At 74.3% G+C, this 18,962-nt stretch carries 21 protein-coding genes and 1 pseudogene; 7 read left to right on the top strand and 15 right to left on the bottom strand.

Going from position 1 to position 18,962, the window contains the following annotated elements:
* Positions 1-663 (top strand): annotated as a pseudogene (locus tag AB0J76_RS44290) (phospholipid carrier-dependent glycosyltransferase); the annotation flags it as partial.
* Between the two features lie 112 nt (positions 664-775).
* Positions 776-1,975, top strand: a complete 1,200-nt coding sequence (locus AB0J76_RS44285) for a hypothetical protein (RefSeq protein WP_352326259.1) — start codon at positions 776-778, stop codon at positions 1,973-1,975.
* On the opposite strand, the gene AB0J76_RS44280 is transcribed toward AB0J76_RS44285, so the two are convergent.
* Entirely contained in the window at positions 1,962-2,360 is a 399-nt protein-coding gene (locus AB0J76_RS44280; protein WP_352326258.1) for a MerR family transcriptional regulator, read from the bottom strand. The genes AB0J76_RS44285 and AB0J76_RS44280 overlap by 14 nt on opposite strands.
* Before the next feature lie 91 nt (positions 2,361-2,451).
* Between AB0J76_RS44280 and AB0J76_RS44275 the strand changes: the two genes are divergently transcribed.
* Complete coding sequence (locus tag AB0J76_RS44275; protein WP_352326257.1) at positions 2,452-3,393, top strand: DUF5996 family protein; 942 nt, start codon at positions 2,452-2,454, stop codon at positions 3,391-3,393.
* Between the two features lie 214 nt (positions 3,394-3,607).
* Here AB0J76_RS44275 and AB0J76_RS44270 read toward each other — a convergent pair whose 3' ends face one another.
* Both AB0J76_RS44270 and AB0J76_RS44265 read right to left on the bottom strand, forming a co-directional pair.
* The gene (locus AB0J76_RS44270; protein ID WP_352326256.1) at positions 3,608-5,026 is read right to left on the bottom strand and encodes an MFS transporter; all 1,419 of its coding nucleotides are present in this window, start codon (positions 5,024-5,026) and stop codon (positions 3,608-3,610) included.
* Complete coding sequence (locus AB0J76_RS44265) at positions 5,023-5,700, bottom strand: TetR family transcriptional regulator (RefSeq protein ID WP_352326255.1); 678 nt, start codon at positions 5,698-5,700, stop codon at positions 5,023-5,025. Before AB0J76_RS44265 ends, AB0J76_RS44270 begins: the two co-directional genes overlap by 4 nt.
* Before the next feature lie 70 nt (positions 5,701-5,770).
* Between AB0J76_RS44265 and AB0J76_RS44260 the strand changes: the two genes are divergently transcribed.
* Complete coding sequence (locus AB0J76_RS44260) at positions 5,771-6,553, top strand: alpha/beta fold hydrolase (RefSeq protein ID WP_352326254.1); 783 nt, start codon at positions 5,771-5,773, stop codon at positions 6,551-6,553.
* Here AB0J76_RS44260 and AB0J76_RS44255 read toward each other — a convergent pair.
* Positions 6,462-7,469, bottom strand: coding sequence for a YafY family protein (locus AB0J76_RS44255; RefSeq protein WP_352326252.1), 1,008 nt, complete (start codon positions 7,467-7,469; stop codon positions 6,462-6,464). The genes AB0J76_RS44260 and AB0J76_RS44255 overlap by 92 nt on opposite strands.
* A gap of 86 nt (positions 7,470-7,555) precedes the next feature.
* Here AB0J76_RS44255 and AB0J76_RS44250 point away from each other — a divergent pair, with 86 nt between their 5' ends.
* On the top strand, positions 7,556-8,038 hold the full coding sequence (locus tag AB0J76_RS44250) for a VOC family protein (RefSeq protein ID WP_352326251.1): 483 nt from the start codon (positions 7,556-7,558) through the stop codon (positions 8,036-8,038).
* On the opposite strand, the gene AB0J76_RS44245 is transcribed toward AB0J76_RS44250, so the two are convergent.
* On the bottom strand, positions 7,989-8,408 hold the full coding sequence (locus AB0J76_RS44245; protein WP_352326249.1) for a DUF5360 family protein: 420 nt from the start codon (positions 8,406-8,408) through the stop codon (positions 7,989-7,991). The two genes, AB0J76_RS44250 and AB0J76_RS44245, sit on opposite strands and share 50 nt — an antisense overlap.
* The gene (locus AB0J76_RS44240) at positions 8,392-8,940 is read right to left on the bottom strand and encodes a TetR/AcrR family transcriptional regulator (protein WP_352326247.1); all 549 of its coding nucleotides are present in this window, start codon (positions 8,938-8,940) and stop codon (positions 8,392-8,394) included. Before AB0J76_RS44240 ends, AB0J76_RS44245 begins: the two co-directional genes overlap by 17 nt.
* Before the next feature lie 101 nt (positions 8,941-9,041).
* On the opposite strand from AB0J76_RS44240, the gene AB0J76_RS44235 reads away from it, so the two are divergent.
* Positions 9,042-9,833, top strand: a complete 792-nt coding sequence (locus AB0J76_RS44235; protein WP_352326246.1) for a maleylpyruvate isomerase N-terminal domain-containing protein — start codon at positions 9,042-9,044, stop codon at positions 9,831-9,833.
* Between the two features lie 13 nt (positions 9,834-9,846).
* Here AB0J76_RS44235 and AB0J76_RS44230 read toward each other — a convergent pair whose 3' ends face one another.
* The gene (locus tag AB0J76_RS44230) at positions 9,847-10,302 is read right to left on the bottom strand and encodes a pyridoxamine 5'-phosphate oxidase family protein (protein ID WP_352326245.1); all 456 of its coding nucleotides are present in this window, start codon (positions 10,300-10,302) and stop codon (positions 9,847-9,849) included.
* 4 nt (positions 10,303-10,306) lie between these two features.
* A complete protein-coding gene (locus tag AB0J76_RS44225) occupies positions 10,307-10,690 on the bottom strand; it encodes a MerR family transcriptional regulator (protein WP_352326244.1) in 384 nt (127 codons plus the stop codon).
* Between the two features lie 89 nt (positions 10,691-10,779).
* Here AB0J76_RS44225 and AB0J76_RS44220 point away from each other — a divergent pair, with 89 nt between their 5' ends.
* Complete coding sequence (locus AB0J76_RS44220) at positions 10,780-11,421, top strand: SDR family NAD(P)-dependent oxidoreductase (protein WP_352326242.1); 642 nt, start codon at positions 10,780-10,782, stop codon at positions 11,419-11,421.
* Between the two features lie 4 nt (positions 11,422-11,425).
* On the opposite strand, the gene AB0J76_RS44215 is transcribed toward AB0J76_RS44220, so the two are convergent.
* Genes AB0J76_RS44215 through AB0J76_RS44185 form a run of 7 tightly spaced genes read right to left on the bottom strand, consistent with a single transcriptional unit; the run spans position 11,426 to position 18,946 of the window.
* Complete coding sequence (locus tag AB0J76_RS44215) at positions 11,426-12,604, bottom strand: hypothetical protein (RefSeq protein WP_352326241.1); 1,179 nt, start codon at positions 12,602-12,604, stop codon at positions 11,426-11,428.
* 37 nt (positions 12,605-12,641) lie between these two features.
* Positions 12,642-12,797: a hypothetical protein gene (locus AB0J76_RS44210; protein ID WP_352326240.1), complete on the bottom strand. Its 156-nt coding sequence runs from the start codon at positions 12,795-12,797 to the stop codon at positions 12,642-12,644.
* Positions 12,794-13,069: a carboxymuconolactone decarboxylase family protein gene (locus AB0J76_RS44205; RefSeq protein WP_352326239.1), complete on the bottom strand. Its 276-nt coding sequence runs from the start codon at positions 13,067-13,069 to the stop codon at positions 12,794-12,796. Before AB0J76_RS44205 ends, AB0J76_RS44210 begins: the two co-directional genes overlap by 4 nt.
* Entirely contained in the window at positions 13,069-13,866 is a 798-nt protein-coding gene (locus AB0J76_RS44200) for a methyltransferase domain-containing protein (RefSeq protein ID WP_352326238.1), read from the bottom strand. Before AB0J76_RS44200 ends, AB0J76_RS44205 begins: the two co-directional genes overlap by 1 nt.
* Positions 13,863-15,524, bottom strand: a complete 1,662-nt coding sequence (locus AB0J76_RS44195) for a fatty acid--CoA ligase family protein (RefSeq protein ID WP_352326237.1) — start codon at positions 15,522-15,524, stop codon at positions 13,863-13,865. The genes AB0J76_RS44200 and AB0J76_RS44195 overlap by 4 nt, the downstream gene beginning before the upstream one ends.
* The gene (locus tag AB0J76_RS44190) at positions 15,525-17,363 is read right to left on the bottom strand and encodes a CoA transferase (RefSeq protein ID WP_364393365.1); all 1,839 of its coding nucleotides are present in this window, start codon (positions 17,361-17,363) and stop codon (positions 15,525-15,527) included. It abuts the gene before it with no gap.
* A complete protein-coding gene (locus tag AB0J76_RS44185) occupies positions 17,354-18,946 on the bottom strand; it encodes a class I adenylate-forming enzyme family protein (protein ID WP_352322168.1) in 1,593 nt (530 codons plus the stop codon). The genes AB0J76_RS44190 and AB0J76_RS44185 overlap by 10 nt, the downstream gene beginning before the upstream one ends.
* Between the last annotated feature and the right edge of the window lie 16 nt (positions 18,947-18,962).

The following is an 18,962-nucleotide window of genomic DNA, read 5'->3' as shown; positions in this document are numbered from 1 at the left end:
GGCTACGGCCGCAACTGGGACCAGGCCACCTCCTCCGGCCCCTTCTTCTTCCTGTTCGACTCCATGCGCTCATGGGTCCAGTACCAGTGGCAGGTGTTCTCCTTCCACAACGGGCTGGAGACGTCCCATCCGTACATGTCCGAGCCGTGGCAGTGGCCGCTGCTGCTGCGTCCGGTGGCCTTCTTCTACGAGGGCAAGCAGAACGTGTGCGGGGCCAAGGACTGCTCGGAGGCGGTGCTCGGCGTGGGCACGCCGGTGATCTGGTTCGGCGCGCTGGCCGCGCTGGTGGCCCTGATCGCCTGGTACGTCTCCTCGCGCGACTGGCGGGCCGGGGCGGTGCTGCTGGCGTACGCGATGGGCTGGCTGCCCTGGTTCTACTTCGCCATCTCCGAGAACCGCACGATGTTCCTGTTCTACGCGATCCCCATGGTGCCGTTCATGATCCTGGCGCTGACGTTGTGCGCCGGGTTGCTCATCGGCCCCGCCACGCCGACGGAGAGCGGGGCCATGCCGATGCGCCGTACGCTGGGGGCCGCGGTGGTCGGCGCGTACGCGCTGCTCGCACTGATCAACTTCTGGTGGTTGCACCCCATCCTGTCCGCCGAAGTGATCCCCTACACCGAGTGGAAGGCCCGGATGTTGTTCGACAAACGATGGATCTGACCCGCTCACTGTAGGTAAACATCGGTTTCGTAGGGTAGTCGCTGTGCAAGACCCAATACGCACCGCATTCGGTCATCGTCATAGCTGGGTGCGATACGGCAAACTTCGAGGCATGAGTGCACCGGATGTCACCGCCCTTCTCGCCGAGTTGGAGCGATCTCAGCCGGACCTGGCCGAGGAGGCCAGGACCGCCGTCGAATGGTTGACGGGTGGGGAACCGCTGGAGACGGTGACCCAGCTCGACGTCTGCGAGTTCCTCTGGTACACGCTTCCGATCAAGGTGGGCCCGCTCCGGCCCGGAGGCGACCACGAACGCCTGTCCCGCTCGCTCGGGCGGCTGCTGCAACTCGGCGGCATGGAACGTTACGCCGCCCTGTGCGTGTCCCCCACCACCGCGCAGATCCTGCGCACCTACGCCCAGGAGGGCGAGGACGCCGGCACCAGCGCCTACCAGAAGGCCCTCGAGGCCACGGGCGTGCTCCCGCCCGACGTGCCCGAGCTGCAGTGGAGCATGATCATGGGCCCGGAGGAGCTGGGCGCGCACGTGGCCTGCTCCGCCGCGCTCGAACTGGCGATCGTCGCCGGCGACGACCTCGACCGCACCGCGCTCACCCGCCGCTGGCTCACCGAGCCCCGCGCCGAGCTGGGCGGCGACAGCTGGCTCAACCGTGTGCACGGGGAACGGCTCAACCGCTGGGTGCTCGGCCGCGGCCCGGCCAGGCGGGAGCTGGCGCAGCCGTTCGAGGTGCGCCTGTACGCGCCGGTGACGCCGCAGCCCCTGCCCGCCCTGCGCAAGTTGTTGTCCCTGGCCGCCTCCGAGGGCAGCCTGCCGCTGCGGCTGGCCCCCTCGCCCGCGGCGCTGCGGCTGCGCGAGCTGGCCGAGCGCGAGCTCGGCGCGATCAGCCGCGACGGCGTCCGGCTGACCATCACCGACTACGGCCGGCACCTGCTGGGCTCGCCGGAGGCCATGTGGGAGGCGGTCACCCGGCTGCTGCTGGCCAGGGGCGAGCACGAGTTCGAGGTCTCGGCCCGCGAGGCCACGCTCATGCTGCTGGCCGACGGCGTCCTGATGTCCCCCGTCCAGCTGCGCGAACGGGTGGCCGAGGTGGTGGGGGGCGAGGGCTGGCACCCGGCCACGAGCCTCGACGACGTCACCGCGCCGGTCGCCGACCTGGTCTCCCAGCTCACCGCGCTGGGCCTGGCCTACAGCGACGACCTGGTCGTCCGGATGGACCGGCCCGGCCAGTACGCGGCCCTGGCCGCGCTGCGCGCCCACGCCCTGCGCCCGCGCAAGTACGTCAGCTCTGGCTGACGGCCTTCACGGCCTGCTTGAACTCGGGGCACTCGACCAGCGGGTCGTGCTCGCACACGGCCGCGTGGCGCAGGCTGTCGCGCAGCCGGGTGAGCTGCCGCACCCGCTGGTCCACCTCGCGTTCCTTGGCGGCCATGCGCTCGCGCAGCCGCGTGTCCGCCGGCCGGGCGCGCAGGAACTCGGCGATCTCCGACAGCGTGAACCCGGCGTCGCGGGCGCAGGTGATCAGCGCCAGCCGGTCGAGCGTCTCGGGCAGGTAGACGCGGCGCAGGCCGTTGCGGCCCTCGGCCTCGATGAGCCCTTTGCGCTCGTAGAAGCGCAGCGCGGACGCGGCCAGCCCGGTACGCCTGGCCACCTCGCCAATGTCGATCAACGTGTCCCGCATGCCCCGGCTCCTCGGCTTGAACCACCCTTCGAGCCGGATATTAGCGGAGACCCACTGAAGAATCGTTACGCAGCGTAGTTACGATGGACACATGGAGCTCTTTCCGGCCATGCCACTCGAAAAGTGGGCCGACACCAAGGAGACCTTCCACCGCTTCGCGCAGATCGTCGGGAAGATCCGGCTGACGGTGAGTAACCGGCGTAACCACTGGTGGCAGGTGCCGTTCCATCTGACCGGGCGTGGCCTGACGACGCGTCCCATGGGCGGGCTCGGCGAGCAGCCGCTGTTCTGCGTGGACTTCGACCTCGTCCGCCACCGCCTGGTGATCGACGTGCTGGACGGCCGCAGCGCGGAGTTCAGCATGATCGGGCTGTCGGTGGCCGCGTTCCAGTCCCGGCTCTTCCAGACGCTGGCCGACCTGGGCATCCGGCCGGAGATCTGGGCGGTGCCCTACGACCTGGACGACGAGACGCCGTTCGCCGAGGACACCCGCCACGCGCACTACGACCCGGTCCTGATCAACCGCTACTGGCGGATCCTGTCGCAGGTGGCGCAGCTGCTCGACCGGTTCGCCGCGGACTTCGGCGGCAAGGTCAGCCCAGTGCACCACTTCTGGCACACGTTCGACATCGCGGTCACCCTCTTCACCGGACGCCGGGCCGAGGTGCCGGAGGAGGCCGACCCGGTCACCCGCGAGGCGTACAGCCGGGAGGTGATCAGCGCGGGGTTCTGGTTCGGCGACAAGGAGCGGCCCTGGCCGGCGTTCTACTCCTACACCGCGCCCGAGCCGGCGGGGCTGGAGCGGGAGCCGCTGCTGCCCGAGCAGGCCGAGTGGCTGCCCGCGCGCGGCAGCCATCTGGCCGTGCTGCGCTACGACGACGTGCGGGCCATGGGCGATCCGGTGGCAAGCGTGCTGGAGTTCCTGCAGAGCGCCTACCAGGCCGGGGCCAAGCTGACCCACCTGGACGTCGAGGAGCTGGCCTGCCCCGGCGGCATCACCGACCCGTACTACGTGAAGAACCGCCAGGCCTGAACGACGCGAAAGCCCGCCCTCCGGAGAGGGCGGGCTTCCACGTGTGCGTGTACCGGTGTGCAGGTCGCCTCTCGGCGAAAGGCACAACGCGGCTCCAGCCGAACGGTAGTCCGCGAAGGCAATAGGTGAGGCCCGGGGACACTGGACACACCGGCCACGGTCTATGTAACGGGCGTTCCCCCAGGAACATTCCCCGCGTTCCCCCAGAATCCGTTCAGGCCCGGACGGCGGCCGGCTGCCGGGCCGGCAGCCCGCTCTCGCGGACCAGCAGCAGGACGGCGAAGGCCAGCAGGCCCGCGACCCCGCCGGTCCAGGCGACGGTGGAGCCCACGGCCGCCGCACTGACCTGCGCGCCGATGAGCGACTGGGCACAGGCCAGGCCGAAGGAGCCGCCGAGCTGCTTGGACAACGCCGAACCCGCGGTGGCCGTGCCCATGTCGGCGGGCGGGACGCTGCCCTGCGTGGCGATGGTGAGGCCGCCCATGGCCGGGCCCGTGCCGAGCCCCACGAGCGACAACCAGACCCCCACCAGGTACGGCGAGGTGCGCGGCCCGAGCGCGGCGAAGGCCAGCGTGCCGGCGGTGAGCAGCGCGGCCCCGGTCAGCAGCACCGGCCTGGTGCGCCCGGAACGCAGCACGAGGACGGCCGTCAGCCGGTTCCCGGCGATCATGCCCACCAGCATCGGGAGCAGCAGCAGGCCGGACACCGTGGCCGAGTAGGCGCGTACGTGCTGGAGGTACAGCGGCAGCAGCACGCCCGCGGGCAGCCCCGCCACCTGGAAGAAGAACCCGCCCGCGAGCAGCGCCGCGTACGTGCGGCGGCGCATCAGCCGCGGCGGCAGCACCGGCGTGTCCGCCCGCCGCTCGACGGGGACGAGCGCGGCCAGCAGCGCCGCCCCGCCGAGCAGCGAGCCGAGCACGGCCGGGTCGCTCCAGCCGCGGCCGGTGTTGCCCTTGAGGCTCAGGCCGATCAGCACCAGCGACAGGCCCGTGGTGAGCAGCGCGATCCCGGCCGCGTCGAGCCTGCCCGAGGTGCGCGGCGGACGCCGGTCGGGCAGCAGCAGCACGATCGGCGCGGCCGCGAGCCCCCCGGCGGGCAGGTTGACCAGGAACGCCCAGCGCCAGCCCGCGTGGTCGGCGAGCAGGCCCCCGAGCAGCGGCCCGCCGACCATGCCGGCGATCATCATGGTGGCCAGCAGGGTCTGCATGCGGATCAGGCCCTCGCTGCGGTGCGGCGGATGGAGGTCGCGGATCAGGGCCATGCCCAGGGTGAGCAGCGCGCCCGCGCCGACCCCCTGGACGGCCCTGCTGACGATCAGGACCTCCATCGAGCCGGCGAGTCCGCAGGCCAGGGAGCCGGCCAGGAAGATCGCGAGGCCGGAGAGGAGGAGACGGCGGCGGCCGTACAGGTCGGAGAAACGGCCGTAGATCGGGACGCTCACCGACGAGGTGAGCAGGTAGGCGGTGATCAGCCAGACGTACCAGGAGGTGGTGCCGCCGACCTGCGCGACGATGCGCGGGAGCGCGGTGCCGACGACGGTGCCGTCGAGCATGCCCAGGAAGGCGCAGCCGAGTAAGGCGTAGGTGACCGCCGTGCGACGGCCGGGCGCGAGGTCCTCGTAGAGGTCGGTCAAGGGCGTTCGCCCGCCGCGAGCGCGCCGTTCAGGAACAGCTCCACCAGCTCTTCCGAGCTCAGCGGGGACGGGCCGCGGCCGGCCGCCATCACCAGGAACTGGAACGCCTCGGCCAGGCGCTCGGGGGCCAGCCTGAGCCGGTCGCGCTCGGGCTCGAACAGCCCGGCCAGGGCCTCGCGGGAGGCCGCCATCGACTCCTCCCGCCCGGACCCCGGCCGCCCGCCCCCCTCGGCGGCGCGGGGCTCGCCTCCTGAGGCGGGGCTGGCCTCGTCTCCGGGTGCCGGGCGGTCGCCTCCGGGGGCGGGGCGGCGCAGGCCGCCCGTGGTGGCCAGGGCGCCCGCGACCGCGCCCATCCTGGCCAGGTAGCCGCGCAGCGCCTCGGCGGCCGCCACCAGCCGGTCGGCCAGCGGCAGGTCGAGGGAGATCGCGGACACGTGGGCGAGGGTGTCGTCGGGGCGCAGCGCCTCGGCCATGCAGGCGGCGAGCAGCGCCTCCTTGTCGCCGAAGGCGCGGAAGATCGTGCCCTCGCCGATGCCGGCCGCGCGGGCGACCTGGGCGGTGGTCACGGAGGTGCCGTACTCCACCACCAGGGGGAGGGCGGCCTTCACGATCATCTCGCGGCGTCGTTCCGGGCTCATCGCCGGCGCTCTCCGCCGGCTCGTCTCGTTCGTCATGCCGTCAACGGTACGGAGTGAGTACTCACTCCGTCAAGGGCACGGACGTCGCCGTGGCACCATCGAAGGCGTGCCTTTCGCCATGACGGGCGGCGTCAAGCTGTCCTACCAGGTCCGCGGCAGCGGCCCCGCGCTCATGCTGCTCCAGGGCCAGGCCAACGACCACCGCTGGTGGGACCCGGTCCGCGACGACTTCGACCGCGCCCACCGCACGATCACCTTCGACTACCGCGGCACCGGCGACAGCGACAAGCCCGACGAGCCCTACACCACCCGCGGGTTCGCCGAAGACGTGCTGGCCGTGCTCGACGAGCTGGGCATCGCCCGCGCCGACGTCTACGGCACGTCGATGGGCGGCCGGGTGGCCCAGTGGCTGGCCGCCGACCACCCCGGCCGGGTGGGGGCGCTGGTGCTCGGCTGCACCTCCCCCGGCGGCGTCCACGGCTTCGAACGCGGCGCCGACGTGCGCAGGGCGCTCGCGCAACCCGACCGGGCCGCCGCCGGACGGGCGCTGCTGGAACTGATGTACACGCCGGGCTGGCTGGCCACGCATCCGGGGCCGTACCGGACGGTGGGCGATCCGGGCATGCCCGCCCACGCGCGCCGCCTCCACCTGGCCGCCAGCGCCGGGCACGACGCCTGGGCCGTGCTGCCCGCCATCGCCGCACCGACCCTGGTCGTGCACGGCGCCGACGACGTGTTCAACCCGGCCGCCAACGCCCCGCTGCTGGCCGGGCGCATCCCGGGGGCGGAGCTGCGGCTCATCGAGGGGGCGCGGCACGCCTACTTCGAGGAGTTCCGCGAGGTGGCGAGCCCGCTGGTGCTGGAGTTCCTGGCGCGCTCGCGCGGGTGAGCCGGGCGGCCAGCCCCTGAAGGTGGGCGACGAGCTCGGGCGGCTCGTGCGCCTCGAACTCGCAGCCGAGCGTGATCAGCCGGAAGGCCAGCCAGTCCAGGGTGTCGGCGGAGGCGCGCAGCAGGCAGGTGTCCGCGTCCAGCGGGGTGAGCTCGCCGGGGATCGCGCGGGCCACGACCTCGGCGGGCGCGTGCAGGGTCACCACCGCCTCGTACGTGGGCACGCCCGAGTAGAGCTTGGCGGCGACGTACGCGGCGGGGTCGGCCGGCTCGGTCGTGGTGACGCGGGCGCCGGTGGTCCGTACGTCGTCCATGCGGTCGACGCGGAACAGCCGCCGGTCGTCCCGGTCGTGGTCGTGGGCCAGCAGGTACCAGCGCCGCCCGGCGGCCACCAGCCGGTACGGGTCCACCAGCCGGGCGCTTCGCGCGCCGTCGGCCGCCAGGTACCGGAAGCGCACCCGTTCGCGGTTGGCGACGGCCATGGCCAGCGTCGTGAGCCGGCCCGGATCGACGTCGAACCCCTCGGCGCCGGGCAGCGGGACGGTCGCGGCGCCGAGCGAGGCCACCCGATGGCGCAGCCGGGACGGCAGCACCTGCTCCAGCTTGGCCAGCGCGCGCACCGACGCCTCCTCGATGCCCTGCACGGGATGCCGGGCCGCGGTCACCAGGCCCACGGCGATGGCGACGGCCTCCTCGTCGTCCAGCAGCAGCGGCGGCATGGCCGCGCCCGCGACCAGCCGGTAGCCGCCGTCCGCGCCCATGGTGGCCACGACCGGGTAACCCAGGTCGCGCAGCCGCTCGACGTCGCGCCGGACCGTGCGGCGGCTGACCCCGAGCCGCTCGGCCAGCTCGCCGCCCGGCCATTCGCGCGGGGTCTGGAGCAGTGACAGCAGGCTCAGCAACCGCAAGGACGTCATGGTCCAAGAATGCCGTCGATGTAGGACAGAAGTTGACCTACTGGCCTCCTAAAGTCGTCTCGACGCACCGATCGAGGAGGCACAACATGACCGTCAACCCCATCCCCGAGGGCTACACCACCGTGACGCCGTGGATCATCTCGCGGGACACGGCGGGGCTGATCGACTGGCTCAAGGCCGCCTTCGACGCCGTCGAGCTGGGCCGGATGACGGGCCCGGACGGCGACGTCCAGCACGCCGAGGTGCGGATCGGGAACGCCGTGGTGATGATGTTCGACGCCCGGCCCGAATGGCCTGACACGCCCGGTTTCCTGCGCCTGTACGTGCCCGACGCGGAAGCCGTCCACCGCCGCGCGGTCGAGGCGGGCGGCACGTCCGTCACCGAGGTCACGCACCTGTTCTTCGGCGACCTGGTCGGCCGGGTGCGCGACCCCTGGGGCAACCTGTGGTGGATCCAGACCCACATCGAGGACGTCTCCGCCGAGGAGGCGGGCCGCCGCCTGAGCGACCCCGGGTTCGTCAAGGCGATGGAATACGTCCAGGGCGCGGAATTCTTCCCCGGGCGGTGAGCGCGGCGATCGCCGGCAGCGGGAAGAGCAGCAGGTAGAGGTTGGGGATCCACCAGGCGGGCGAGAAGTCGCCGCGCAGCGTCCAGAACGCGATCGCCATCAGCCCCGAGGCCGCCGTCAGCACCAGCGAGACCAGCATCAGCGGCTCACCCGCGGGCGAACGCCGGCGCAGCAGCCACAGGCTGGTCAGTCCGGTGGCGCTGGCCGGCAGGTCGATCCAGAGGAACGACCAGTTCCAGTCGGCCATCAGCGGATCGGCGTAGCCGGCGAAGGCCCACTCGGGCGGGATCAGGCCGAGCCCGGTGATCGTGAAGTAGGCCACGAAGCCGAGATCTGTCAGCACCATCAACGCCTTAGTCGCGCGCAGCACGGTCGATGGCCTCCATCAGGTAGCGGCGGGTGGGTTCGTGCAGGCCGGGGCCGGGTTCGCCGAGGCCGAGCAGGCGGGCGGCCCACCAGCCGTCCACCGCCAGCCGGACGGCGGTCGCGGCGGCCGGGTCGATGCCGTCGTCGGCCAGCCGGGCCTGCCAGGCGGCGAACCGCTCGCGCAGCGGCTCCAGCCCGGCCGGATCGACCAGCACGCCCGCCAAAAGCGCGACGGTGACCCGGTCGGCCGGGACGGAGGCGGTGTGGCGTTCGGGGATCGTGGCCCGGACGTAGGCCCGCAGGAAGTCGCCCGGACGCCCGCCCGCCGCCGCCAGCGCCTGGTCGAAGGCGTCGGTCAGCCGCGCGACCATGGCGGCGACCAGGGCCTGCTTGGTCGGGAAGTGGTAGAACAGGCCGCCCTTGGAGACGCCCGCCCGCCGGGCGACCGCCTCCAGCGTGAGCGACTCCGCGCCTTCCGTCAGCAGCACGTCGGCGGCGGCGTCGAGCAGCCGGTCCTTGGAACTGGGTCGTGGCATGGCCATTACTGTACCGGCTGACCGGTACAGTTTCGAGCCGTTCCCGCCTGCGCATAACCTCATCCGACCTTGCGCACACCCGGCCCGATCGGAGCGAGCCCATGGATCACGTCGCGCACTTCCACCGCGAGGTACGGGCGTTCGAGGCGGCCGCGCGGCGGGCGACCGCGTCGGGCGGCGCGCCCCTCGTGCCGTCCTGCCCCGGCTGGTCGGTCGCCGACCTGGTCATCCACCTGGGCGCGGTGCACCGGCACGTGCACGCGGTCATCGACGAGCGCCTTCCCGGGCTGCCCGACCCCGCCGACGTCGCCGTCCTGGGCCTGCCGGCGGACTTCGGCGACTGGCCCCATCCCGACCGCGCGCCCAACACCGGGCCGGTGCCCCCGGCCGTGCTCGACTGGTTCGCCGAGGGCGCCGCGCGGCTCGGCGCGCGGTTCTCCGCCGCCTCCCCCGTCGACCCCGCCTGGACGTGGTCCGCCGAGCAGACCGTCGGGTTCTGGCAGCGGATGCAGGCCATCGAGGCCGCCGTCCACCGCTGGGACGCCGAGAACGCGCTCGGCACGGCCGCCCCGATCGACGCCGCGTTCGCCGCCGACGCCGTCACCCAGGTCTTCGAGGTGATGGCCCCGGCCCGCCGGTCCTGGACGCAGGCTCCGCCCGGCGCGGGCGAGCGCTACCTGTTCCGCCAGAGCGACGGGCCCGGAAGGTGGGCGGTGTGCTTCGACGGGGACGACGTCCGGCTCACCGGCGACTCCAAGGGCGCGGTCGAGCTCGCCGGAACGGCCTCCGACCTGCTGCTGCACCTGTGGCACCGGCTGCCGGCCGACCGGCTCGACGTACGCGGCGACCGGGCCCTGCTGGACCGCTACTTCACGCTCGTCCCGCCGGTGTGAGCCTGCCTCGGCCTCACGCCTCCCCGCCGAGGCGCTCGACCACCACCCCGCCCGGATGCAGCGGCAGGCGACGCCCGGACATGCGGTGCAACGGCAGCCGCACGAGCACCGGGTCGGTCAGCTCCGGCCAGGGCGCGCCGGTCAGCCGCTCCAGCCGCCCGGCCTCCTCCCGATCCCGGACGACCTCCGCGACGCCGGTCACCAGCACGCTCCACCCGGTGCGCATGGCCGGCTCCATGTCGTCGATCTCGAACGCCATCGGCACCCGGTGCTCGATCGCCTCCAGGATGCGGCCGGGCGGGATCCGGAACACGACGGTGTCGGCGTCGAGCGTGAAGTTCACCGGCAGCACGATGATCGTGCCGCCCGGCCGCGCCCACGCCACCCGGCCCACGGGGACCGTGGACAGCAGCGTCAGGCACTCCTCGCGACTCATCGCCCGGATGGCCCCCAGATCCATGCCGTCCATCCTCTCACCTGGGCGGACGCTCCCCTTCTGCAGGCTCGCGGGCGGTGGCGAGCATGGAGTCGAGCGCGTTCCGCGAGGCCGCCAGGCGGCTGATCTCGCCGCTGATGCGGGCGCGCTCGCGGTTGAGGTTGTCCATCATCTCGGGGCAGGAGGAGGGCACCATGTCGGCGCCGTCGTCGTGCACGCAGTGCAGCACCCTGGTGATGACCGCAGTGGGCAGGCCGGCGTCGAGCAGCGCGCGGATGTGGCGCACCTCCGCGACGTCGGTCTCGGCGTACTCGCGGTAGCCGTTCGGCAGGCGCAGCGGTTTGAGCAGGCCCTGGTCCTCGTAGTAGCGCAGCAGCCTGCGGCTCACTCCGGTCTGCCGGGCGAGATCGCCGATTCGCATGGAACCTCCGGGTTGACCTTCACATGGATGTGACCCTTTATCGTCCCTATTGTCGCCAATACAGATGGGAGATGAAGGTGTCCGGAGCAGTGATCATCGCAGCGGGGCCGGGGATCGGGCAGGCGGTGGCGCGCCGGTTCGCCGCCGAGGGGCTGCCGGTCGGCCTGATCGCGCGCACCGCGCGGACGGTGGAGTCGGCGGCGGCGTCCCTGTCCTCCTACGGCGTGCCGGTCGCCACGGCGGTCGCCGACAGCACCGACGAGGACGCGTTGCGCGCCGCGCTCGACAAGACGGCCGCCGAGCTGGGGCCGCCCGACGTCGTGGTCTACAACGCCGCGATCGTCCAGGCCGACCGGCCCGGGGAGCTGACCGCGAAGGCCCAGCTCGACGCGTACGCGGTCAATGTCGTCGGGGCGCTCACCGCCGCGGCCCACGTGGCGCCGGGGATGGCCGGGCGCGGCGGCGGCACGTTCATCGTCACCGGCGGCATGCCGCATCCCAAGCCGGGCTACGTGAGCCTGTCACTGGGCAAGGCCGGCGTACGGACCCTGGTGACCCTGCTCGACCAGGAGTACGGCGCGGACGGCGTGCACGTGGCCAGCGTCACGGTGGCCGGCGTGGTCGCCCCCGGCACCGCGTTCGACCCCGACGACATCGCCGAGCACTACTGGCGCCTGCACACCCAGCCCCGCGACCAGTGGGAACACGAGGCCCAGCACCTCGGCACCTGACCCCTCACCAGGCGGCGACCGGCGACTCGCCCTCGCCCGATCGTTTGCCCGCGTCGATCCGGACCGACGTGGTGGACCCGTCGGCGAGGTCGACCCGGCGCGCCCGCCATCCGTCCGTGTACAGCAGCTGCCTGCCGGTCCCGTCGATGCTGAAGCGAAGGCCCAGCGAGGCTCCCCGCGGCAGGGTCAGCCGCGCCACCACCTGGGGCCGGCCGCCCGCGACCGGCACCCGCTCGACGTCGTGACCGGCGGAGTAGAGCAGGGCGCCCCCGTCGGGGGTGAAGGCCACCGACTGGGGGATCCGCACCGCCCTGTCCGCCCTGTCCGGCCTGACCGGCCGCGACGCGGCGATCAGATCGGAGCCCTTGTTCCCCAGGTCGAGCACCTTGACGCCGCTGGGGAGCATCGCCATGGCCAGCCGCCGCCCGTCGGGCGCCCAGGCCAGGCCCATGACGGCGGTGCTCTCCCGGGTGACCCAGTCCCGCCGCCGCCCGGTGGCCAGGTCGAGGACCGCCACCTTGGTCCCGCCGCCGACGAGCGTGACGGTGTAGGCGAGCCTGGTGGCGTCCTGGCTGAGTGCCATCGCGGTCACCTGGTCGGGCTCGGGTTCGAGGTCGGGCACGAGCTCCGGCTCGCCGGGCCGTCCCTTCTCGTCGAGACGGATGCGGAAGAGCCGGAGCGGCGTGTCCAGCCCCGTCCATCCGGCCAGCACGAACGTGCGGTTGTCGGGGGCGGCGGCGACGAGGTGCCAGGACGAGCGCACCCCGGGCGGCAGCGGCACGGCCGCCACGAAGGCGCCCGTCACGGCGTCGTTCACGGCGGGCGGCACCGGCGTGGCGTGCGCCGTCTTGGACGAGTCCGTGAAGGAGAAGATCGGCGTCCGGGCGGTGACGAAGAAGCGCGGCGGCCCGGTCGCCGTCAGGGGCCTGCCCGTCGCCATGGGCTCGGCCAGCGAGGTCGCCGGAACCAGCGGCGGCGGCCGGAAGGACGACGGCGAAGGAGTCCCGCCCGGCATCGTCGGGGCGTCCGTGGCGACGCGGGGCATGGCCGGCGCCAGGCTGGACGACGGCGGCGCGGACGGGTCGTTCATCAGGGAGACCCGCTGGGTCGCCGGGTCGGCGCAGGCGCCGGTCAGCGTGAGCACGATCAGGCCCGCTAAGGCCACCTCCGTACGGGATCGCATGCCTCGATCGTGCCACAGCCACCGCCACGATCACCGCCTATCCGGCGGGCGGACCGGCGGCGATCGCCATCCGGTTCCAGACGTTGATGACGGCGATCGTCCACAGCAGGTGGGCCAGCGTGGTCTCGTCGAAGTGCTCGCGGGCCGCGTCGAACACCTCCTCCGGCACCCCGGCCTCGGCGATCCTGGTCATCGACTCGGTGAGCGCCAGCGCCGCGCGTTCTGGCCCGTGAACAGGGTGCTGTCGCGCCAGAGGGCGAGGGCGTGCAGGCGTCCGGCGTCCTCGCCCGCCTCCAGGGCGGCGCGGGTGTGCATGCCGAGGCAGACCGCGCAGCCGTTGAGCTGCGAGGCCCGCAGCCGGACGAGCTCGGCGAGCGCGGGATCGAGCTCCCGGCTCGCGGCGGCGTCGAGGCGGGCCATCGCGGAGTGCACGCCCGGCGCGGCGCCGTACAGGTCGATGCGCATCACGCCACCTCCAGGGGACGGCGGCCCTGCACGGAGTAGGTCACGCACGAGGTGGCGCGGAAGTCCGGATGGGCCAGCAGCGCGCGCACGTCGGCGAGCTGCCGGTCGGTCAGGCCCTCCTCGGCGAACCGCTCGCGCAGGTGCCTGGTGTGGTGGGCGACCAGCCGCGCCCCCGGCGAGCGGGCGTCCCACAACTCCACCCGGGGCCTGGGGTCGACGCCGGTCAGCCCGGCCCGCCGCATCGCCCCGGCCGCGTGACGTCCCCAGGCCACGTCCACCCCGGCGCGCGTCATCACGCGGATCTTGGCCTGCATGAACGTCTCGTAGAGCTCGGCCGCAGCCGGGTCGGGCATCAGCAGCCCGGGGCCGTAGGTGATGTCGAACTCGTCGAGCTGCAGCACGCCGCCCGGCTTCAGCGCCCGGACGAGCCGGTCCAGCACGGCCAGCCGCTCCGGCAGGAGCAGCAGCACCAGCCGCGCGTGCACCACGTCGAACGCGGCCTCCGGCAGCGGGTCGCGGACGATGTCGTGCCTGATCACCTCCAGCCGGGGGGCCACGGGCGCGAAGGCGGGCTCGATGTCGGTGGCCAGCACGCTCCCGGCCGATCCGACGCGGCGGGCCAGCCACTCCGCCACGCTGCCGCCGCCCGCGCCCACCTCCAGGCACCGCATGCCGGGCCCGACGCCCGCCTCGGCCAGGCGCTCGACGGTCATCGGGTCGTAGGCCAGCTCCAGGCAGCGGTGCTGCTCGGCGACGTGGTCGCGGCGCTCGCCGAACACGTAGGCGGTCCGGCTCATCGGCCGCTCCTCATCGGGCTGCGCGGGACGGGCACCGCCGACCGCGCGGCCAGCCGGGTGAGGGTGGCGGCGCAGACCTTGCCGGTCGGGCCGAGCGGCAGTTCGGGCAGCCAGAGGAACCGTTCGGGGAGTTTGCGCCGGTCCAGGCCGCGTTCCTCGCGCAGGTAGACGATCAGCTCCGCCGGGGACGGCGGTCTCGCGCCGGGCCGCGGCGACACGCAGGCGCACATGCGCTCCCCCAGGTCGTCGTCCGGCACCGGGACGCAGAAGGCGTCGGCGACGTCGGGATGGGTGCTGAGCTCGCGTTCGACCTCGGCCGGGGAGATGCTGAGGCCGCCGCGCATCACGACGCGCTTGATCCGGTCGAGGACCCACAGCGTGCCGTCGGGGTCGAGGCGGCCCAGGTCGCCGGTGCGGACCCAGCCGCCGGGGGCGCGGTAGCGGTCGTCCAGGTCGGGGGCGGCGACGTAGCACAGAGGGGTCATCGGGCCGAGGGCCCAGATCTCGCCCGGCTCGCCCGGCGGCACCGGCTCGCCCTCGGCGTCCCGGATGGTGATCTCGGCGACGGCGGGGTCCGGGGTTCCGGCCAGGCCGGGGGCCCACCGGTCGGGGGCGCGGCCGGTGTGGCAGTTGACGCCGTCGGTGGAGCCGTACACGTTGACGAGCGGCACGCCGAACCGGTGGGCGCACGCCTGCCTGGCCTCGCCGTGCAGGGGCTGGGCGCTGCTGACGACGCGGCGCAGCGACGACAGGTCGGCCTCGGCCGCCGAGTCGGCCATGCGGCGCAACATCGTCGGGACGCCGTACAGGTGGGTGGGGCGGTGCCGCTCGACGGCGCGCAACGCGTCGGCGGCGTCGAAGCGGGCGCGCAGGATCAGCGTGCCGCCGTGCCGGGCCAGCAGCACGGACGTGCCGCAGGAGCCGTAGGAGGAGGCCAGCGAGACCAGCAGCAGGTTGCGCGTGGGCCCGTCCTCGCCCAGCACGGCCCGCAGGTAGGCGCCCCGGCCGCCGGCCATGGCGTTGTGGGAGTAGGCGACCATCTTCGGCTCGGACTCGGTGCCGGAGGACAGCAGGATCCGGGCGGGCCACTCGGCGGCCGGGCACGCGGGCCGCCACCCGCGGACGTCGTGCTCTGCCACGTCGTCGAGCGATCGGGTGCCCGGCGTGGGCGGGCCGAACGTCCACGTCTGCGCCAGGTACGGCAGCCCGGCCCGCAGCCCCAGGGCCAGTTCCGGCACGGTGATCAGCGCGGCCGCCCGGGAGCGGTTCAGCAGGCCCGCGATGTCGCGCTGCCCCCGCGTGTGCGGGATGGGCAGGGCCACCGCGCCGATGGCGGCCACCGCCAGCTCGGCCACCACCGCGTCACGCCCGTTGGGCAGCAGAACGGCGATGATGTCGGCCGTTCCCCGCCCGGCGGCGGCAAGCGCGGCGGCGGCCCGGCGCACGCGGGCGTCCAGGCCGGCGAAGTCGAGCGAGCCGGTCTCGTCGGCGACCGCCTCACGGTCCGGCGTGCGGCGCACGTGCCGGCTGAACAGGCTGTACAGGTCCAGGCCGGGGCACAAGCCGCGGGCGGTCCATGCCGCGCGCACGTCCGCGGGCACGCGGTCGGCCAGGACGATCCCGTTGGCCGACGTCCAGGGCAGGGGGTCGGTACGCATTCAGAGGGCCTCCTCGTGGTGGGGGGCTGGCACGAACGTCCAGGGGGCACGGCTGTAGGCGGCTTGCGGGGTACGGTCGAGCACCTGGTCGAAGGCGGGGTCGTCGGCCATGGCGGCCAGGTCCGTCACGGCGGCGGCCGCCCGGCTCGCCGGCGGGGCGCCGGACGAGGTGGCGGGCGGGGAGCCGGGCGGGATGGCGGGCGGGGTGGGGGGCGAAGTGGGGAGCGGGGTGGCGCGCAGCAGGCGGGCCGCGTCGATGAGCGCCGTCCCCGCGCGTACGCCGGCGCCGGTGCGGGCGCGGGCCACCAGCGCCGCGACGACGGCTTCCGCGCTGATCAGCGCGCCCAGCACGTCGGTCAGCGTCATCAGGGACGGCGTGGGCTGCTCGCCGGGTCCGGCCAGCCGCGCCGCCACCCCGCTGTAGGCCTGCACCAGGTAGTCGGTGCCCATGGGCTGCGGCGGGGGCAGCGCCTCGGCCCACCCCCCGGCCTGCGCGTACACCAGGGACGGCCGGACGGGCGCGAGGTCGTCGTGGTCCAGCCCGTACGAGCAGGCCCGGCCGGGCGGCCAGTTGTGCAGGAACACGTGGGCGCAGGCGATCAGGCGCAGGGCGGCCCGGCGTCCGGCGGCGGACTTGAGGTCGGCTTCGAGGGCGCGTTTGCCCCGGTTGAGCGCGAGGAACCGGGCCGACGTCGGCCCCGCCATCGGCGGCACCCCGCGCAGCGGGTCCCCGCCGGGCGGCTCAAGGCGCACGACGTCCGCGCCGAGCAGGCCGAGCACGTGCCCGGCCAGCGGCCCCTGCACCCGGTTGGTGGACTCCACGACGAGCAGCCCGGCCAGCGGGCCCCGGGCGTCCCGGGCGAGCGGCGGCAGACCGGCCGGCTCCCCGGCGGCAGCCTTGGTGGCGGCCCCGGCGGCGGCCCCGGTGGCGGTCTCGGTCAGTGCGCGCAGCCGCCACGGCGAGGCGGGCGGGGGCGCCAGCGGTGCGTCCGCGTCCCGTACCGGGAGCACGCTGACGCCGGCGTCCGCGGCGGCCGCCACGACGTCCCGGTAGCAGGCGGCGGCGGCCGTCCGGCCCAGCCCGGCCGGCAGTGCGCAGGTCGCCGTCGCGAACCGCTGCTGGAACGGCGGCCAGCCCGCCGCCACCGCCATCGGCTCGGCGCCGAGCAGCTCCCAGAACCGCCGCCAGCACTCCGCGTCGAACGTCTCGATCTCGAACCGCACGCCGTCCGCCGACCGGAACGGCGGCACCCGCCCCTCGCCCGGGGCCGGCACGCGTCCGGCGGAGAGGGGCGGGTCGAAGCGTTCACAGGTGGCGACGGCGATGTACTGGGTGAGCGCGAGCAGCGCCGCCTGCGCGACGGACGTGCGCGCCGCCAGCGCGGGCCCGCCCCGCAGCAGGGCGAGCAGGACCGCCGTGAGCGCCTGGGCGGTGAGCACCCCGGCGCACACCGACGCGTAGTCCAGGCGCAGCGCCCTCGGCCCGCCGGCGGCCCGCCCGTGCACGTGGGCGATCCCGCAGGCCGCCTGTACGTCGTGCTCGCCCGCCATCGGCACCCCGACCGGCCCCGACCAGCCGATCCCGCACTCCGGCAGCGCCTCCCCCGGCCTGCCGAACGGCGTGGAGGCGACCCCCAGCCACCCGGCGGGCGACCCGCCGGGCGGCGGCGCGCCGTCGAACCGGACCTCGCAGCCCAGCGCGCACAGCCGCTGGACGGCCACCCGCAACGCGACCGACTCGCCCCGCGCCCGCACGACCACGCCCGCCAGCGGCCAGGCGACCGCCTCCCGCTCGGCGACGGACCGGCCGGCGGCCCGCGACCCCGGCGTCACGTCCACCGCCCGGTGCCGTACGTGTCGGGGGTCTCGCCCAGCAGCTCGCGCAGCGCCGTCCTGCGGACCTTGCCCGTGCCGGTGCGGGGGACCTGGTCCCAGGTGATCACCACGGGGTCGGCCAGTTCGGGCAGGTCGGCGACGGCCCGCCGCCACGCGTCGCGGTCGAGGCCGCCGTCCTCGGTGACCACGACCGGCACGGAAGGCCGCCCGGGGACGCCCAGGATCACGCACTCCAGCACTTCGGGCAGCCGGTCGTCGATCACGTCCTCCAGCTCCACGCAGCTCGCGCCGGGGATCGTGTCGGTCTCCCGGTCCACGAACCGCACCCGGCCGGTACGGCTGAGCGTCCCGACGTCCCCGGTGTGCCACCATCCGCCGAGTCGTTTGCCCAGCCACCGTTCCTGCTCGCCGACGTACCCGAGGCACAGGGCCTTGGTGCGGCAGACCATGAGCCCGCTCGCGCCGCGTGGCAGGGGACGCAACGTCTCCCGGTCCACCACCCGCAGCCGGGTCCGCGTGGGCACCGGACGTCCGAGGTCGCGCGTGGTGGGGTGGCGGCCGTCGTCGCCCGCCATGGAACGGCGGGTGAGCAGGCGGAAGGTCAGCGGGCCGGTCTCGCTCTGCCCCCAGCCCTGCATCCACACCGGCCGCCGGTGCCGGGTGGCGTTCAGGAAGGCGCGCACGGTCGGCGGGTGCACGGCGTCGAACGTGCTGATGTACAGGCGTACCCGCGCGAACGGGCCGGCCTCGCCGAGCGTGCGCCGCTGCCACCGCACGTACGTGGCCGGCAGCGCCTCCAGCGTCGTGGGCCGGTGCCGGGCCAGGAACGGGCCGGCCTCCTCCCAGCCGGGCGCGGAGACGGCCAGCACCTTGGCGGGGCCGAGCCACAACACGCTCGCGGTCCAGGCCAGGGCCCGCCCGTGGGCGAAGGAGATGGCGCTCGCCACGACGTCGTCGGGACGGCTGCCCAGCACCGGCCACCGGTGGGCCTCGAACCCGGCCAGGCGGCGCAGCAGCGTACGGGTGGAGTGCACGACGAGTTTGGGCACCCCGGTCGTCCCCGAGGTGTGCATGACGGCCAGCGGGTCGTCCAGCGCGGGCCGGTGCGTCGGCGGTACGGCCCAGCCGCGGACGTCGTCCAGCGACAGCAGCCCCTTCGCCGGGCCGTCGAGGACCAGGGTGCGCGGCGCCTGGAACGCCACGCCGGGCCGGGCGGCGAGGGCGGAGTCGGTGACGAGCAGCGCGGGCTCCAGCCGTTTGAGCAGGATCTCCAGCACGTCGGGCGGCAGGTCGGCGGACAGTGTGGCGGGCACCGCCCCGATGCGCGCGGCGGCGCAGGACAGCAGCACGTAGTCCCAGTGGTTGCGCTTGACGACGGCGACCCGGTCACCCCGGCGCGCGCCGGCCGCGGCCAGCCAGCCGGCCGCCTCCCTGACCAGCTCGGCCAGGTCCGGCAGGTCGAGGTCGGTGCCGAGGTGGGGGGCGATGTCCAGGGGACGGCTCACGTGCACGCCGGTCCTGCGTCCGCGATCGGCGAGGTCGTCGAAAAGGGTGCCCAACTCGATGGGCCGGGTGAAGAAGGCCATCTGCTTTCTCTCCATG

Origin of the sequence: Nonomuraea sp. NPDC049624 (assembly GCF_040675255.1) — a bacterium.
Taxonomy (GTDB): domain Bacteria; phylum Actinomycetota; class Actinomycetes; order Streptosporangiales; family Streptosporangiaceae; genus Nonomuraea.
The sequence above is the reverse complement of the archived record's forward strand: the minus strand, read 5'-3'. Positions and strand labels throughout refer to the sequence as shown.